13 protein-coding genes and 1 pseudogene are annotated in these 17,132 nt (G+C 71.0%); 12 read left to right on the forward strand and 2 right to left on the reverse strand.

The genetic code is table 11. The features are described from left to right. Nucleotides 1-106 precede the first annotated feature (106 nt). Together OU416_RS11405 and OU416_RS11410 are read left to right on the forward strand one after the other, a co-directional pair. Nucleotides 107-427 carry a GroES family chaperonin gene (locus tag OU416_RS11405; protein WP_093150989.1) on the forward strand — a complete coding sequence of 107 codons (321 nt, stop codon included), beginning with the start codon at nt 107-109 and terminating at the stop codon, nt 425-427. 96 nt (nt 428-523) lie between these two features. After that, complete coding sequence (locus OU416_RS11410) at nt 524-2,530, forward strand: VanW family protein (protein WP_270926861.1); 2,007 nt, start codon at nt 524-526, stop codon at nt 2,528-2,530. A 47-nt stretch (nt 2,531-2,577) separates the two neighbouring features. Here the strand turns inward: OU416_RS11410 and OU416_RS11415 are convergent, their stop codons facing one another. Then, on the reverse strand, nt 2,578-3,339 hold the full coding sequence (locus tag OU416_RS11415; protein WP_270926862.1) for an endonuclease/exonuclease/phosphatase family protein: 762 nt from the start codon (nt 3,337-3,339) through the stop codon (nt 2,578-2,580). A gap of 464 nt (nt 3,340-3,803) precedes the next feature. Between OU416_RS11415 and OU416_RS11420 the strand changes: the two genes are divergently transcribed. From OU416_RS11420 to OU416_RS11440, 5 genes are all read left to right on the forward strand, one after another. Next, the gene (locus OU416_RS11420) at nt 3,804-4,619 is read left to right on the forward strand and encodes a basic amino acid ABC transporter substrate-binding protein (RefSeq protein ID WP_270926863.1); all 816 of its coding nucleotides are present in this window, start codon (nt 3,804-3,806) and stop codon (nt 4,617-4,619) included. A 111-nt stretch (nt 4,620-4,730) separates the two neighbouring features. Next, on the forward strand, nt 4,731-5,528 hold the full coding sequence (locus tag OU416_RS11425; protein WP_270927175.1) for an amino acid ABC transporter permease: 798 nt from the start codon (nt 4,731-4,733) through the stop codon (nt 5,526-5,528). A gap of 151 nt (nt 5,529-5,679) precedes the next feature. Next, nucleotides 5,680-6,438 (forward strand): amino acid ABC transporter ATP-binding protein, encoded by a 759-nt coding sequence (locus tag OU416_RS11430; protein WP_372907227.1) that lies wholly within the window; start codon nt 5,680-5,682, stop codon nt 6,436-6,438. Between the two features lie 245 nt (nt 6,439-6,683). Then, on the forward strand, nt 6,684-8,957 hold the full coding sequence (locus tag OU416_RS11435) for an oxidoreductase (RefSeq protein ID WP_270926865.1): 2,274 nt from the start codon (nt 6,684-6,686) through the stop codon (nt 8,955-8,957). Between the two features lie 219 nt (nt 8,958-9,176). Further along, a complete protein-coding gene (locus OU416_RS11440) occupies nt 9,177-10,031 on the forward strand; it encodes an SGNH/GDSL hydrolase family protein (protein WP_270926866.1) in 855 nt (284 codons plus the stop codon). Between the two features lie 46 nt (nt 10,032-10,077). Here OU416_RS11440 and OU416_RS11445 read toward each other — a convergent pair whose 3' ends face one another. Beyond that, on the reverse strand, nt 10,078-12,219 hold the full coding sequence (locus OU416_RS11445) for an AfsR/SARP family transcriptional regulator (RefSeq protein WP_270926867.1): 2,142 nt from the start codon (nt 12,217-12,219) through the stop codon (nt 10,078-10,080). 123 nt (nt 12,220-12,342) lie between these two features. Here OU416_RS11445 and OU416_RS11450 point away from each other — a divergent pair, with 123 nt between their 5' ends. From OU416_RS11450 to OU416_RS11470, 5 genes and pseudogenes are all read left to right on the forward strand, one after another. Continuing rightward, the gene (locus OU416_RS11450) at nt 12,343-12,768 is read left to right on the forward strand and encodes a hypothetical protein (protein WP_270926868.1); all 426 of its coding nucleotides are present in this window, start codon (nt 12,343-12,345) and stop codon (nt 12,766-12,768) included. A gap of 52 nt (nt 12,769-12,820) precedes the next feature. Beyond that, nucleotides 12,821-14,524: a WXG100 family type VII secretion target gene (locus OU416_RS11455; protein ID WP_270926869.1), complete on the forward strand. Its 1,704-nt coding sequence runs from the start codon at nt 12,821-12,823 to the stop codon at nt 14,522-14,524. Next, entirely contained in the window at nt 14,521-15,282 is a 762-nt protein-coding gene (locus tag OU416_RS11460; protein ID WP_270926870.1) for an ESX secretion-associated protein EspG, read from the forward strand. The genes OU416_RS11455 and OU416_RS11460 overlap by 4 nt, the downstream gene beginning before the upstream one ends. Before the next feature lie 20 nt (nt 15,283-15,302). After that, nucleotides 15,303-15,584: pseudogene (locus tag OU416_RS40200) on the forward strand (type VII secretion target); the annotation flags it as partial. 853 nt (nt 15,585-16,437) lie between these two features. After that, entirely contained in the window at nt 16,438-17,040 is a 603-nt protein-coding gene (locus OU416_RS11470; RefSeq protein WP_270926872.1) for a YbaB/EbfC family nucleoid-associated protein, read from the forward strand. Nucleotides 17,041-17,132: the final 92 nt, after the last annotated feature.

Here is a 17,132-nt window from a genome sequence, read left to right on the forward strand (position 1 = left end):
TGGAACGTGGCTTCTCGTTGGGGTTGGCGGGTGCCTTGGCGGGAGGAGGCGCATAACACCTGCCCTGGCCGGTCGGTCATCCGGTGGCGGCAAGTAAACTTTTCGGGTGACCGATGCCAAGCTCGAAATCCAGATGCTGCACGACCGGGTCATGGTGCGCATCTCCCCGGAGTCCGGGGAGCGCCGCAGCACCGGCGGCATCGTGATTCCGGCGACCGCCCAGGTGGCCAAGCGGCTCGTCTGGGGCGAGGTCTTCGGCGTGGGCAGCCACGTGCGCACCGTCAAGGTCGGTGACCAGGTGCTGTTCAGCCCCGACGAGCAGTTCGAGGTCGAAGTCCAGGGCCAGGCCTACCTCGTGATGCGCGAGCGGGACCTGCACGCGGTGGCCAGCGAGCAGACCGAGCAGGGCACCGGGCTCTACCTGTAGTCGGCAACCCCGGTCGGTCGGCGACGGCCGGCGAAAGCGCAGGAGCAGCGGCTCCAGACGCCCCCCACCGCAGGACCGACAGGAGAAGGGGAAGCGGTGCCGGAAAACCACGACCACCCCAGCGGTTCGGAGCCGTCCACCGAACGGCTCCACACCGGTTCGGACCAGCGCTCGGAGCCGGAACGCGACGTCGAGCGGACCACCCGGATCCCTCCGGTGCCCGCGGCCGACGAAGGCACCCAGCGCATCCAGCCGACCGCCGAACCCGAGTCGGACGCCGAGCGCACCGCGCAGATCGCCGCGCTGCCCACCGACTTCAGCAACTTCCCCATCGGCGAGACCCAGGCGATCCCGCAGGTCGCCGGTGGCTGGAACGCGGCCGTCCCGCCGCAGCAGGCCGCCGAGCGCAAGAAGCGCGGCCTGATCCGCGCCGGGATCGCGGCCGGTGCCGCGGTCGGGCTCCTGGCCCTGCTCTACGTGGGCGACCTGGCCCTGACCAGCGGAACCGTGCCGCGCGGCACGGTGGTGGCCGGGGTCGACATCGGTGGCCTGGAACCCGCCGCGGCCGAGACCAGGCTGAAGGCCGAGCTCGGCCCGGGCCTCGACCAGCCGGTGCAGCTCCAGGTCGCGGACCGCTCGACGACCATCAACCCGGCCGACGCGGGGCTGCAGATGGACTGGTCGGCGACCGTGGCGGAGGCCGGTGAGCAGCCGCTCAACCCGTTCAGCCGGATCGCCTCGCTGTTCAGCACGCGGGAGGTCGCGCCGGTCAGCCACGGCGACCGGGACCAGCTCGTGCAGGCGCTGGAGAAGACCCGGCCGCAGCTGGACCGCGAGCCCGCCGAGGGCACCATCCGCTTCGAGGGCACCAAGCCCGTCGCGGTCGAGCCGGTCACCGGCCAGTTCGTCGACGTGCAGCGGGCCACCGACGAGGTGCTGACGCACTGGGCCGAGGACGGCCCCGTGCAGGTGCCCTTCACCGAGAAGCCCGTCAACACCACCGCGGACGGCGTGCAGCGGGCGCTGCGCGAGATCGCCCAGCCCGCGGTGAAGGCGCCGGTGACGGTGCGCGGCGAGGGCAAGGACGCGACGCTGGCGCCGGAGGCGATCGCCGCCGCGCTGCGGTTCGAGCCGGGCGACGAGGGCGGCCTGAAGGCCAACATCGACCTGCCGAGCGTGATCGGCGCCGTCGAACCGCAGCTGGCCGACACCATCAAGCCCGGCAAGGACGCCGAGATCGTGCTCGAAGGCGGCGTGCCCGTGGTCAAGCCGTCCACCGACGGCATCGGGGTGAACTGGGACAAGAGCTTCGCGCGGCTCATGGACGTGCTGCGCGCTCCGCAGAACCGCTCGGTGCAGGCCGTCTACGAGCACCAGCCGGCGCAGTTCACCACCGAGCAGGCCAACCAGATGGGCATCAAGGAGGTCGTCGGCGAGTTCACCACCGGCGGCTTCGAGCCCGCATCCGGGGTGAACATCCGGCGCACCGCCGAGCAGGTCAACGGCGCGGTCATCAAGCCGGGCGAGACGTTCAGCCTCAACGGCCACACCGGTCCGCGCGGAACCGCGCAGGGCTACGTGGAGTCCGGGATCATCCAGGACGGCAGGCCGGGGCGCGCGGTCGGCGGCGGCATCTCGCAGTTCGCCACGACGCTGTACAACGCCTCGTACTTCGCGGGCATGCAGGACGTCGAGCACAAGGCGCACAGCTACTACATCAGCCGCTACCCGGCGGGCCGCGAGGCGACGGTGTTCCAGAGCCCCAGCGGGGCCAGCGTCATCGACGTCAAGTTCAAGAACGTCTCCAAGAGCGGCATCCTGATCACCACGACGTGGACGCCGTCCTCGATCACGGTGAAGCTGTGGGGCACCAAGCAGTTCGAGGTGTCCTCGCAGACCGGTGAGCGCACCAACCCGACGCAGCCGCACGAGAAGGTCGTGCCGCCGGGCGAACCGTGCAGCGCGAGCAAGGGCTCGCCGGGCTTCACGGTGACCGACACGCGCACCATCCGCGACATCACCACCGGTCAGACCCGCAACGAGACCCAGCGCACGCGCTACGACCCGCAGCCGATCATCCACTGCGGCGCCCCGCCCGCCTGACGAATCATCGGGCCCCGGCTTCAGCTGAAGCCGGGGCCCGATTCGTTTCAGCGGGTGGTCTGGACGAGCAGTCCCGGGTGGTCGGTGCCGTCGATCGGCAGCGTCTCGACCTGCTCGAAGCGGAAGGCGTCCATCGCGAACACGTGCTGGACGCTGCCGTCGTCCTTGCGGTACCAGCCCTCCGGCACGCAGCCCTGCACGTCGGGCTCACCGCCGGAGACCAGGCTCAGATCGCCGCCCAGCACCGCTTGCGCGCCGAGCGCGGTCGCGATCCCGGACAGCTCGTGGCACTGGTCGGCCGCCACCCGGGCGTCGGTCTCGGACAGGTGCGCGGTGCACGCCGAGACCTGCGAGTACGGCACGCACAGCAGCACGCGCTGCACGCCGCTGCCGTCCTGCGCGGCGAACTGCTGCTCGACCGGCTCTCCCGGCGCACCCACGTCGGGGTGGGTCAGGATCGCCACGCCGAAGTCGCCGCGACCGTCCTGGCACCTGGCCGGATCGCCGGTGCCCGCGTCGCCGACCGGGGTGAACTCCCAGCGGTAGCCGGTCTCGCTGGTCATGCGGGTGATGTCGGACGCGCAGACCTCGTTGAGCGTCACCACGTCCGGCCGCCGCTGGTGGACGGCTTCGATCGCGGCGTCCACCGAGCGGCCCGCGGAGAAGCAGGGCTCGTCGCCGCTGTTGCAGAGGTTGAGCTGGAGCACGTCGAAGGAACGGGGAGCCTGCGCGTGCGCAGCGGGCAGCACGGCGGTGACCGCTGCGGCGAGCGCGGCCACCGCCCAGAGCACGGTCGAACGACGCAACATCGTGACCTCCTTCGGGATACGCGCCGAACGGCTCGACACCCGTTGCAGTCTGCTCACCTGCGGATATTCCCTCGACCGCTGGATGGGGTAGTGGCAACTTCTCGACAGCCGCTGCGCCGGAGGCGTCACAGGTGCCGATGATCCGTGCACGGAGGGTGATCAAGAGTTTCGCGCGCACGGCGCCCGCGGGCCCGCGGAGCCCCCTGTTGACCAGTGGCGCGCACCACATGAGACTGAAGGACCACTCGGTCGGGACGGGCACATGTCCCACGGAAATGGGGGAGGTTCGGCGCAATTCCTTTCGCTGCTCCGGCGCTGGGCCGCCAGGTTTGCCGATCTCGGCGGGCGACGGCGACCGGGGCGGCGGGAAATTTTGATGGCTTCGCAACATTCGGCATTGGGATTACGCCTGATCGGGTGGCACCATCTGAGAACTCAGGTCCTCACCTACTAGGAGTGACATCGTGGCGCGTCGCAGAACAACACGAGCGCTGGCCCTGCTGCCCGCTCTCGCCCTCGCCACCGCAGCCGCAGCGGGGTGCGCCGAGTCCACCACCGCAGGCGGCGGCACCGCGGACGGCGGGGTGGAGGTGATCAAGGCCGGCTTCCTCACCACCTGCACGCACATGGACTACAAGCCCTTCCAGTTCCACGACCAGGGCAAGATCGTCGGCTTCGACGTCGACCTCGTCGACGCGATCGCCAAGGACATGGGCCTCCAGCAGGAGATCGTGGACACCCCCTTCGAGGGCATCCAGTCCGGCGAGGACCTGAACACCCGTCGCTGCGACGTCGCCGCCGCGGCCATGAGCATCACGCCCGCGCGCGAGGAGAACTTCGACTTCTCCGACCCGTACTTCGACGCCACCCAGGCGCTGCTGGTCAAGAAGGGCCAGCCCATCCGCAGCCTGGGCGACCTGCGCGGCAAGAAGCTCGGCGTGCAGCTGTCCACCACCGGTGAGACCTACGCCAACGACAACAAGGGCGCCAACGGCTACGAGGTCGTGCAGTTCGAGGACCTGCCGCTGTCGGTGACCGCGGTGCAGACCGGCCAGGTCGACGCGGCGATCAACGACAACAGCGTGCTGGCCGACTTCGTCAAGAACAACCCGGAGGTGGAGATCACCACCGAGTTCACCACCGGCGACCAGTACGGCATCGGCATGGCGACCGGCAACACGGCGCTGAAGGACCGCGTCAACGCCGCGCTGAAGAAGCTCAAGGACAACGGCGAGTACGACAAGATCTACGAGAAGTGGTTCGGCAAGAAGCCGGAGTGAGCTCGGCGCTGTGAGTTCTCGGCTTCGGGGTCGGCGGAAGCTCCAACCGCCGGCCCCGACCACTGATCAGGAGACTTCATGACAACCGACACCGAGCGCCGCAAGCCCGGCATGGGCAGGCGGCAGCGGGCGCGGCTGAACCGCGGCATCCAGTACGCAGTGCTCGCCGTGGCCATCGTGGTCCTGGCGCTGGTCGCGGACTGGGGGTCGATCGCGCGGGCGTTCTTCAACGTCGACGTCGCGGTCGCGCAGTTCCCCGGCCTGATCACCACCGCGCTGGTGAACACGATCATCTACACCGTGCTGGGCTTCGCCTTCGGCCTGGGCCTGGGCATCGTGCTGGCGCTGATGAAGATGTCGCCGGTCGCGCCCTACCGCTGGATCGCCACCGGTTACATCGAGCTGTTCCGCGGGCTGCCCGCGCTGCTGGTGTTCATCGCGCTGGGCTTCGGCGTGCCGATCGCCTTCCAGCTGCGGTTCAACATCTACACCACGGTGATGCTCGCGCTGGGCCTGGTCGGCGCGGCCTACATGGCCGAGACCATCCGGGCGGGCATCCAGGCGGTGCCGAAGGGGCAGATCGAGGCGGCGCGCTCGCTGGGCATGTCGCCGACCCGGACCATGATCACCGTCGTCATGCCGCAGGCGTTCCGGATCATCCTGCCGCCGCTGACCAACGAGCTGATCCTGCTGACCAAGGACTCCTCGCTGGTCTACCTGCTCGGTCTGGCCAGCAACGAGTACGAGCTGGCCAAGTACGGCCGCGCGGCGCTCAACGAGTACGCGTCGCTGACGCCGCTGCTGGTCGCCGGGGTCTGCTACCTGGTGATCACCATTCCGCTGTCCCGGGTGTCCAACCTGCTGGAGCGCAAGTACGGCGGGCCGCGAACCAAGAGCGGAGGCGCATGAGCATGACCAGCCTGTGCCAACCGCAGCCCTGCTCAACCGCACCTCGGGGGACCGTGACGCAAACCAGCCACAAGAAACCGCGAAACGCAAGATTGCTCCTGAACGCAACCACCACTGTGAATCGCGGGGAGGCGGAACTGTGAGCGACTTCATGATCGAGATCTCCGGGCTGGGCAAGTCGTTCGGTTCGCTCGAGGTGCTGCGCGGCATCGACCTGCAGGTCGAGCGCGGCGAGGTGGTGTGCGTGATCGGGCCGTCCGGGTCCGGCAAGTCCACCCTGCTGCGCTGCGTGAACCTGCTGGAGGAGCCGACCGCGGGCAAGGTCGTGGTGGACGGCACCGAGCTCACCGACCCGGACACCGACCTGGACGGCGCGCGGCGGCACGTCGGCATGGTGTTCCAGCAGTTCAACCTGTTCGCCCACCTGCACGTGCTGGACAACCTGACGGTGGCGCAGCGCAAGGTGCTGGGGCGCGACAAGAAGACCGCGGAGAAGATCGCGCGGGAGAACCTGGAGCGGGTCGGGCTGGCCGAGAAGGCCGACGCGATGCCCGCGCAGCTCTCCGGCGGCCAGCAGCAGCGGGTCGCGATCGCGCGGGCGCTGTCGATGAACCCGAAGGTGATGCTGTTCGACGAGCCGACCTCGGCGCTGGACCCGGAGCTGGTCGGCGACGTGCTCGGCGTGATGCGCCAGCTCGCCGACGAGGGCATGACGATGCTCGTGGTGACCCACGAGATGCAGTTCGCCCGCGAGGTCGCCGACCGGGTGCTGTTCATGGACGGCGGCGGGATCATCGAGCAGGGCCCGCCGGCGGAGGTCATCGGCAACCCGAAGGAGGAGCGCACCCGCACGTTCCTCGCCCGCGTCCTCGACCCCACCCACACCCACCCGGAAACCCCTGCGGAGTAACGGGATTCCCGCGGCTCCTCCACTCGGCGCGCGTCGTCCGGCTGGGCGCCGTCCCCAGCCGTCGGCGTGTCGTGCTTGCGACACGCCGACGGTTTGTTTCACGTGGAACCGTCCGATTGGTCCGTTCGGCTGCATTGCTGGTCCGTTCGCAACCGTCTTTCGTGGTCGCACGTCGGAGTTGTCGAGGTAGTTGATCGACTACCTTTCGTGTGGAGCAACGGAACGGGACACGGTCGGGGGAACTGGTGGCGGTCGTCAAGCCGTGGGAGAGCAACGGTCCGCTGACCGCGGCCGAGCAGCGGTTCGAGGAACTGCTGCGGCAGAACCGGGGTGACCGCGCGGCGCCGGACACCGGCAGGCCGCTGGACGTGCACGCCGTCAACCACGACCCGGAGCGGGTGATCCGCGGCGAGTACCTCAGCCGCCGCCTGGTGGAGTCGCTCGACGAGACCGGCTGGCGGCCGTTCTCCCGGCGCACCGGCCAGCAGCCGGTCATCGCCATCGAGAACGCGGTGATCACCGGGCGCCTCGACCTGCGGGCCACCGATCTGCCGTACCTGCTGGAGTTCGTCCGCTGCCGGTTCGAACTCGTCCCCGACCTCCGGCAGTCCTCCATCGCCGGCCTGGTGCTCTGGCACTGCCGGCTGCCCGGCCTCAACGCCAGGAACCTCACCACCAGCAACGACACGGTGCTGCGCCACTGCCTCAGCACCGGCGGCATCGACCTCGCGGACGCGCAGCTCGGCGGTTCCCTGCTGTTCAACGACTGCGAGCTGCGCAACCCCGGCGGCCGGGCCGTCTACGGCGACCGGCTGGCGGTGTCCGGCGCGCTGCTCGGGCTGCGGTTGCAGACCTCCGGCGAGATCCGCATCCCCGGCGCGAAGGTCGGCGGCAACCTCAACCTCTCCGGCGGCGCGCTGCGCAACCGCGGCCGGATCGCCCTGAACGCCAACGGGATCCAGATCGGCGGCAGCCTGCGCTTCGACGTCGACCCGCTGACCAAGCGGCCGTTCACCGTGGCCGGAGTGCTCTACCTGCCCAGCGCGCACATCGCGGGCGACGTCCGGCTGCGCGACGCGGTGCTCGAACCCGGCGTGATGCCGCCGCGGCGCGGCGAGTCCAAGCACGACGACCCGACCAGCACGCTGATCTTCGACCGCGGCGACATCCGCGGCGACGTGCAGATCGACCAGGGCTTCCGCAGCGGCGGCACAATCCGGATGGTCAGCGCTCGGATCGGCGGCGACCTGCGGATGGCGGGCGCGAACATCGACCTGGGCTGGTCGCGGTCGGCGAAGGCCGCGGTGGACCAGCCGCTGCGCGCGCTGCACATCGACGGCACCGAGGTGCTCGGCAACGTGGACGCCTCGCGCGTCGACCTGCACGGCCAGGTCCGGATGGTCGACGTCCGGGTGGCGGGCAGCTTCCAGCTCAACCGCGCGCGGCTGCGCGGACCGCGCACCGACGTGGTGCAGGCCAGCCGGATCAGCGTGGGCAGCAACCTGGACTGCCGGGAGACCGACATCTCGGGCTCGGTCCAGCTGCAGGGCGCCCGGATCGGCGCCAACGTCGACCTGCGCTCGGCGCAGCTGACCAAACCCGCGTGGCACCGGCACAAGATGGCCTACAAGCCGTCGGTCGACCTGCGCGCCGCGCAGATCGCGCGCGACCTGGTGTGCGCGGCGGGCAACCGGCCGTTCCTCGCCGAGGGCGAGGTGCAGCTGCGGCGCGCGGAGATCGGGCGGCAGGCCAACTTCCTGGGCTGCCGGCTCGGCGACGGCTCCAGCCGCAACGCGATCAACGCGTTCGGCCTGGTCGTGCAGGAGTTCACGCTGCTGCCGGAGACCGCGCCGCAGGGCCGGATCATGCTGCGGCAGGCGCAGTGCGAGCTGCTGGCGGACAACTCGGAGCTGTGGGCGGCCTCCGGCGGCGTGGACGTCGAGGACTTCAGCTACGACAACTTCACCGAGACCATCGAGCCCACCGACCGCGCCACCGTGCTGGAGCGGCTGGGCTGGCTGCGCGCCAACTCCGGCGGCCGCTACCAGCCGGGGCCCTACGACCAGCTGGCGAAGGTGTTCCGCGGCAACGGCAACGAGGAGCACGCGGTCACCGTGCTGATCGAGAAGCAGCGGCGCCGCTACCAGGCGATCGCGACGGCCACCCGGCCGGTCTTCCGGTTGCCGGTGCGGCTGTGGAGCATGCTGCAGCTGGTCACGGTGAGCTACGGCTTCCGCCCGCTGCGCGCGCTGATCTGGCTGGTGCTGCTCACCGCGGCGGGCACCAGCTGGTTCAGCTTCCACGAGCTGGTGCCGATCAACGAGGAGGACCACCCGGTGTGGAACCCCTTCCTCTACACGGTCGACCAGCTGGTGCCGATCATCAACCTGGGCCACGACGTGATGTGGCGGGCCGAGGGCAACTCGGAGTGGATCACGGTGGTCCTGATCGCGGCGGGCTGGATCCTGGCCACCACGGTCGCCGCGGGCATCACCAGAGCCCTCCGCCGCGACCCGTGACGGGGCCCTGGTCAATTTCGTACGAAATTGACCAGGGCCCGGGTGAACGTCAATTTCGTACGAAATTGACGCCGGGCGTGGCGCGGTCGCCTGGGGATTCTGCGTTCTCGCGCGGGATCAGGACGGGCATACCCGACGGACGGGTGAAGTTCCGGGCGGCCGTAGATCAGCCGTGCTAGATCAGGTTCGGCCCTGTTCAGCCACGGCACGGAGGTTCGCGTGGTCCGATTCCGTCGTCTCCCCCAACTCGCCTTCGCCCTGGCCGCCGCGGCGGCCCTGCTCGCCCCGGCCGCCCACGCGGCCGACGACTTCGAGTACGTCGCGCTGGGCGATTCCGCCGCGGCCGGCCCGCTCATCCCGAACCAGGATCCGAACCTGCTCTGCTTCCGCTCCGGGATGAACTACCCGCAGGTTGCCGCCTCGCTGCTCGGCGCGAAGCTCATCGACGTGACCTGCTCGGCAGCGAAGATCGACGACTTCTCCCAGCGGCAGCACGGAATCCTGCCGCCGCAGTACGACGCGCTCAGCCACCGGACCGACCTGGTCACGGTCACCATCGGCGGCAACGACGCGGAGCTGGTGCAGGCCGCGGTGTCCTGCCTGAACCTGCTGCCGGAGCCGCTCGGCAAGTCCTGCGCGGACCGCTTCACCGCGGGCGGGCGCGACGAGCTGGGGTCGCGGATCGACGCGCTGGTGCCGAAGGTGGACGAGATGCTCGAGCAGATCCGGTACCGGGCTCCGAACGCCGAGGTGGTGCTCGTCGGCTACGGCACCTACCTGCGGCCCGGCGGCTGCTACCCGCTGCAGCCGATCTGGGCCCGGGACGCCGACTACTTCCAGTCCAGTGTGGACAAGCTCAGCGCGATGCTGGGAGAGCGCGCCGAAGCGCACGGCGCCGGGTTCGTGGACCTCGGTCCGGTGAGCGTGGGGCACGACACCTGCGCGGCCCCGCAGGACAAGTACTTCGAAGGCGTCGTCCCGACCTCGGAAGCCGCGCCGCTGCACCCGAACGCCCGCGGCATGGCGGCCTTCGGCCGAGAGGTGGCGGACGCGGTGTCAGGTTCGCACGACTGATCCGACCAGCGAATGCCCCCGCTCCGGCGGGGGCATTCGCTGGCCGTCAGGAGGCGAGGTTCTCGCAGAGGTGCGCGGAGAAGATCGCCTGCGCTCGCGAATCGCCCAGTTCGCGGGCGATCCCCAGGCCGCGCCGGGAGAGCTCGGTCTGCGCCTCCCGGTCGCCGAGGCGGTGGTGGAAGCGCTCCAGCGACAGCGCCAGGTGGCACGCCCGCGCGTGCTCGCCGCGCGAGATCGCCAGTTCGAGCACCTGGTGCAGGTTGGTCTCCTCCGACCGGAACCAGCTCAGCGCCGCCTGCGCGGTGCGGACCTCGGGCAGCTCGGTGGGAGTCGGTGACACCCAGCGGTGCCACGGGGAGTCCACGACGAACCGCAGGCCGCGGTCGGCGATGTGCATGTAGTGCTCGAGGAGCCGGGCGAAGGCGGCGTTGCGCTCCGCCGCCGGCTCTTCCTGGCCGACCCCCACCGAGTAGAGCCGGACCAGGGCGGACCACCGGTAGCGGCCCTGACCGCTCTCCTGCAGCAGGTGGACCGAGGCCAGCTGCTCCAGCTGGGACTGGGTCTCGTGCACCGCGGTGCCCGCGAGCGCAGCGGCCGCCAAGCCGTCGATGCTGTCGCCGGGATGCTCGCCCAGCAGCCGGAACAGCCGGGCCGACGCCGGGTCGAGCCAGCGGTAGCTCGCGGTCAGGGCGGTGCGGACGCCTTCGCCGGAATCCGGCAGCGACAGCGTGTCCAGCCGGTGGCGCTCGTTGGCGGTGGCGGCGACCAGCGAGCGGATCGTGCGGTTCGGGGCGCGCGCCGCGGCGATCCGCAGCGCCAGCGGGAGCCGGTCGCACAGCTCGGCGAGCTCGGCGGCGGCGTCCGGCTCGGTGTCGATCCGCTTGGCGCCGAGGACGGTCCGCAGGACGTCGACGGCCGCTTCGCGGCTCAGCGGGGACACCGGGATCTGCACCGCGCCCGCGATGGCGGCGAGACCGTTCAGCCTGCTCCGGCTGGTCACCAGCACCGAGCAGCCGGCCCCGGGCAGCAGCGGGCGGACCTGCGCGGCCGAGCGCGCGTTGTCGAGCACCACCAGCATCCGGCGGCTGGACAGCATCGAGCGGTACAGCGCGGCGCGTTCGTCGGTGTTGTCCGGGATGCGGGACTCGGCGACGCCGAGCGCGCGGAGGAAACCGCCCAGCACGTGGCCGGGTTCCGCCGGCGCGGCCTCGGCGATCCCCTGGAGGTCGTAGAACAGGCAGCCGTCCGGGAACTGCGCCGCCGACCGGTGCGCCCAGCGCAGCGCGAGCGCCGTCTTGCCGACCCCGGCCGGTCCGGTGAGGATCTGGACGGCGCCGTCGCCGCGGGTCCGGTCCAGCAGCTCCAGTTCGTCGCCGCGGCCGACGAATCCGGTGCTCTCGCGGGGTAGTTGCGCCGGTGCGGAGGGTGGTTCCGACTCCTCCGCGGCGCTGAGCACGCCGTGGAACGCGGCCTGCAGCGCGGGGCCGGGAACGACGCCGAGCTCTTCGGCGAGCCGGGTCCGCGTCGCGTGGTAGACGTCGAGCGCCTCGGCCTGCCTGCCGGCCTGGTGCAGGCTCAGCACCAGCAGTTCCACCAGGGGTTCGCGCAGCGGCCGCATCGCCACGGCCTCGCGCAGCGGGTTGATCCCCTCGGCCGCGCGGCCGATCCGGTGCAGGCGCCAGGCCAGCTCGTGCACCGCGTTGATCATGGACTCGTCCAGCCGGTCCACGACCTCCCGGCGCAACCGCTCGGCCGAGACGTCGGCCAGCGGCGGCCCGCGGTGCAGGGACAACGCGGTGTCCAGCAGCTCGACGGCCTCGGCGTCGGGCGCGTCGCGGGAGGCGGCGACCAGGTCCTCGAACTGCGTCATGTCGACCGCGGAGCGCGGTGCGCGCAGCTGGTAGCCGGGCGCGCGGGTGACCAGTTCGACGCCGTCGCCGAGGTCCTTGCGCAGCTGCGCGACGTGGCCTTGCAGCGCGGCTTTGGCGGTGGGCGGTGGCGCGCCCTCCCAGGCCAGGTCCATCAGGCGGTCCGCGGAGACGACGCGGTTCAGGTCGATGGCCAGCGCGGCGAGGATGCTGCGCCGCTTGGCGGCGCCGATCGCGGCCGCGCTGCCGTCGGCCCGCAGCATCTCCACAGGACCGAGCAGTCGTATTCGCAGCTGGGGTGGTGTTCTCGGGGAAGACATCCGCTCTCGTTCGAGTGCTCTACCGGGCGAGCTCGCCTCGCTGCCCCACGAGTTGGTGCGACGTTGGTGCGACGTTGGCGGCGCTTGCCAGCATAGTGCGGTGACGTTGTGGCTGGGGGATTCATGAGCGAACCCGAGGAAGTCCAGGCGACCCGCAACCTGGAGCGCTCCGCCGTAAGTGTGAAGCAGTTGCGCCAAGCGGTGGAATCGCAGCAGCTGCGCCTGGACCCGGCGGCCGGTGAGCAGATCCGCACCGCGCTGGAAGACCAGATGTCCAAGGTGGACTCCTGGGTCTCCAGGGCAGGTGGCCTCACCGGGAACGCCCCGTTGGGCGAGAACCCGGTCGCGGAGGCGATGGCGACGAAGTTCGCCAACCGCGCCGAGGGAACCGGGCGCTCCTTCAACGACGCGCTGAAGACCTATCGCGAGGTCCTCGAGGAAGCGCGCGACGCGATCAACGCGGCCATGCGCACCTACGAGCGCGCCGACGAGTACGCGGCGGACTCGTTCCGCAAGATCGCTGATGATGCCTTCCCGAACCCCATGTGATGGTGCCGTTGCTGGGGCTCACCGGCCGCAGCCGAGGGGATGAAAGCCTGAGATGACCGAGTTGAAACCCAGGCAGGGCGGTCTGGGCCAGGACGTCGTTCTGACCGAGACGCAGAACTGGGCCTCGCGCAGCCACGACGAGCTCTACATGGCGGTGCACAACAACAACGACCCCGGCCGGGTCGGACAGCTCGCCGACGAGTGGAAGTCGCTGAGCAGCGACATCGACGAGTCCTCGCAGCGGATGTCGGAGCAGCTGCGCTCCACCGAGTCGGGCTGGCAGGGCGAGGCGGCCGACGCGGCCCGCTCGGCGATCCAGCAGCTGGCCGACTGGAACAGCGACGCGGGTGCGACCGCGGGCACGCTGTCGGAGCGGATCGGCACCCAGGGCCGGATCATGGAGGTCGCCAAGGCCGAGATGCCGGAGCCGGTCAAGGGCAAGGAGAACCTGGCCGCCACGCTGGTCGGCACCTACACCGCGGGTGATCTCGCGGGCTTCATGCAGGCCACCGCGGACCTGCAGGTCCACGAGGCCAAGGCCGCCGACTCGCACGAGCGCGCCGTCCAGGTCATGACCTGGATGGAGGACGAGTCCCGCAACATCGACAAGGACACGCCGAGCTTCCAGCCCCCGCCGAACCCGGTGGAGAAGATGCAGCTGCTCGCGGCCAAGCGCGTGTTGCCCAACGCCGAGCCGCAGCAGCAGGGCACCCCGATGGGCGAGAACGCCGTGCCCGCCGGAGCACCGGGTGGACCTGGTGCGCCTGGCACGCCGGGCGGGATGCCGCCGGGTGCGCCGGAGAGCACGACCGCGGCCAGCTTCGGCGGCCCGCCCGGTGGTCCTGGCGGAGTGCCCGGCATGCCCGGTGGTCCTGGTGGCGTGCCCGGTGCTCCGGGAGCGCCCGGCGCCCCCAACATGCCGCCGCTGGGCGGGATACCCGGTGGCCCCGTTGGTGTTCCCGGCAAGCCCGGTGGGATCGACGGCCCGACCAAGGCGATGCCGATGCCCAAGCTCGGCGGCCCCGGTGGGATCGACGGGCCGACCAAGGCGATGCCGAAGCTGCCGCCGCTGGGCGACATCACCGGCAACACGCCGCAGAGCACGAGCCCGCAGAGCACGAACCCGCAGAGCTTCAGGCCGCCGAACATGCCCCCGATCCCGGGCGGCGGAGATCACCAGTACCAGCCGCGGCCGTTCAACCAGGACGTCCCGCCCGTGCCGGGCACCGGCTGGCCCAACAACCGGCCGGGCGGACCGGGCAGCAACAACAACCCGACCGGCGGCCCCCAGCCGTTCCGGGGTCCGCTCCCGCAGATCCCGACCGGTGGCGGCCCGACCGGCGGCCCCGTCGGAACCGGCCCCGGTGGCGGCGGCGGGTTCCGCGGCGGACCGGTTCCGCCGGTCCCGGGCGTCGGTGGTGGTGCTGGCGGCGCCGGTGGTTTCGGCGGCGGTGGCGCCGGTGGCGGCTCGTCCAACATGACGCCCGGCGGTACCTCGGGCACCGGACGTCCCGGTGAGGGCGGTTTCGGCGGCCGCGGCATGGGCGGTGCTCCCGGCACGCCGGGTGCTGCCGGCGCGGCCGGGATGGGTGCCGGCCCGATGGGCGGCGCCGCCGGTCAGCGCGGCCGCGGCGAGGACGACAACGAACGCCGGGCGAAGTACGTGCAGGGCGGCCAGATCGTCGAGGTGCCCGGCGCCGACCTGCCGCCGCCGGTGATCGGTGAGGGCAAGCGGAAGAAGCGGGACAAGGAATGACGACGACAACAGCGCCGAACTTCGTGCTGTCGGCGGCCGAGTACGACCTGGTCAACGACGCGCTCGGCTTCGGCCGCCCGAAGTTCCCGCTGCGGGTGCCCAGCCTGGGCCGGACGATGGAAGAACGCGCCGACCTCGCGGCCGACGCGTTCCGCGCGCTGGCGGGCCGCGGCCTCGCGAAGGGCGATGAGCTCGACGAGGACCTGGTGGCGATGCTCCGGCTGCTGGTCGAGCACGACACCTCGGTGGACGCGGTCGGCCACCTCGGTGCGCCGGTGCAGGCCTTCGCGGCCGTCACCCGGCGTTCCGGGGTGCTGGCCCAGCTGGCCGACGACCAGCTGCTGCTGACCGAGATCCGGCCCACCGCGCTGGCCCTGGCCGCGGTGAGCGTCCTCCCGCCCGGCGAACCCGGCGGCAAGCGCACGCTGTCGCTGCGCAAGGAGCAGCTGAACAGCGCGCTCGAAGAGGACGAGGACGACCCGTTCGGCGGGGACTACGACGACGAGACCGCGCTGATCCGGGCCGGACTGTCCGGATCGGAAGCCGCGGCGCTGGCCGAGCTGGTCGAAACCCGCGTCGGTGGCGGGCAGTTCGGCGTCACGCACCGGGGTGAGCGGTCGTCCACGCTGGTCACCTGGTTCGACACCAACGAGGGCCGGTACCTGATGGTCAGCGAGGGCGACTGGCTGAGCATCGCTCCGGCAGACAACCGCCGCATCGAGCACCGCCTGGCCGAAGTCCTGGGCAAACTCGACTGACGAGCTGAAGAGGTACAGCAATGACGTTCCAGGTCGAAGCCGAGGACCTGACCGCGCACGCCAGCCACCTGGACGGCCTCGCCGACCGGTTCGACACCGCGATCTCCGCTGCCGAGCAGGCGATGTCCGACGATGCCTACGGTCTGCTGTGCTCGTTCCTCCCGCCCATCATCAACCCCACCGAAGAGGAGGGGATGGCGGCGCTCAAGGCCGCCAAGGAGGGCGTGACCACGACGGCGGACAACGTTCGCCAGACGGCCAAGGAGTACCAGGAGACCGACGAGGCAGGCGCGGACAACTTCGGCAAGTTCGACGACGCCGTGCGGGTCAAGGAATCCGCCGTCGCGCAGCTCGGCGTCCCGGCGGTCGCCGGTGGGGCGTCGGGCACCGCTCCGACCGGGTTCAACGCGAACCCCGGCGAGCCCGCGGGCACGACGCCCTCCGGGTTCAACGCGCAGTCCGGCGGCGCGGGCCAGGGCATGCCGCAGGAGTTCGCCGGGCGTGCGGCATCCGGCCCGGCGATGAGCTCGGACTCGGAGCAGGCGACTCCCGCTTCGTACGCGGAGCCGAAGCAGGCGCTCGAGGGCTTCCAGCGGGCGGAACCGAAGCAGATGTTGGAGCCGATGCACCAGGGCGAGCCGATGCAGCGGTACGAGGCCAAGCAGCTGTCGGAGCCGATGCAGGCCGAGCCGCGGCAGATGGCCGAGCCGTTCCAGCAGGCTGAAGGTGCTCAGCGGTACGAGGCCAAGCAGATGGCCGAGCCTGCGCATCAGGCCGAGCCCAGGCAGATGGCGACGCCGGCGTCGTACTCGGAGCCGTTGCGCCCGATGAACCAGGGAGCTCCGGCGTCGTACGAGCCGTTGCAGCCGGTGCAGCAGGGGATTCCGGCTGGCGATTCGGAGGCGTTGCGGCCGATGAACCAGGGAGTCCCGGCGTCGTACGAGCCGTTGCAGCCGACTCAGCAGGGAGTTCCGGCTGGGGATTCGGAACCTTTGCGGCCCATGAACCAGGGCGCTCCGGCGTCCTACGACGCACCGGTCCGGAACCGCCAGGCCTGATCGGCGCAGGAGCGGGTCGAACCGCTGAGGCAGCACCGCCATCCCGTGCAGGGGCAGCAGGCGGTTCGCAGATGAAGATTTCTTTGGAGGTTGTGCAATGCCGGGCCAGAACCAGGGCGGCTTCGCTGCGATCGGGGCCGACCCGGACGAAGCGGAGCGGCGGATCCAGGAGTGGGCGAAGGGCTTCGAGGAGAAGGCCCAGCGCTACCAGGCCGTGCAGGCCGAGACCGAGCAGCTGCGGCTGACCGCGACCAGCGACGGCGGCCACATCAAGGTCACGGTGCGCGCCGACGGCAGCGTCACGGACCTGGAGTTCACCGACAAGGTCCGCTCGCTGCCGCCGCGGGAGCTGGCCAGCCAGATCCTCGCCACGATGCACCGCGCGCAGTCCGACATCGCCAACAAGGTCGGCGAGACGATGTCGGCGCACCTCGGCGACGAGGACCTGCAAACGCGCACGATGATGCTGGACAACCTCCGCGAGCGCTTCCCCGAGGAGCCCGAGGACTCCTCGGAGGAGCCCGAGGTCTCCTCGAAGTGGGACGCCCCGGCCGAGGACGAGCCGACGCCGCCTCCGCCGCCGCCCGCGCCGCCGGTCTCCGGACCGAATCCGCCTGCGGCGCCGAAGAAGCGGCCCAACTTCGAAGACGACGACGACCCCGACTTCGACGACCCCGACTTCGACCCGCTGCGGGACTGACCGGCCGAGGGTGCCGGTGCGTCGAGCACCGGCACCGGCCCATCTCACGTCGCCGCCCGCGACGTTGCCCTGATTCGTTCTGCTCCTGGAGT

The organism is Saccharopolyspora indica (assembly GCF_027853965.1).
Taxonomy (GTDB): Bacteria; Actinomycetota; Actinomycetes; order Mycobacteriales; family Pseudonocardiaceae; genus Saccharopolyspora; species Saccharopolyspora indica.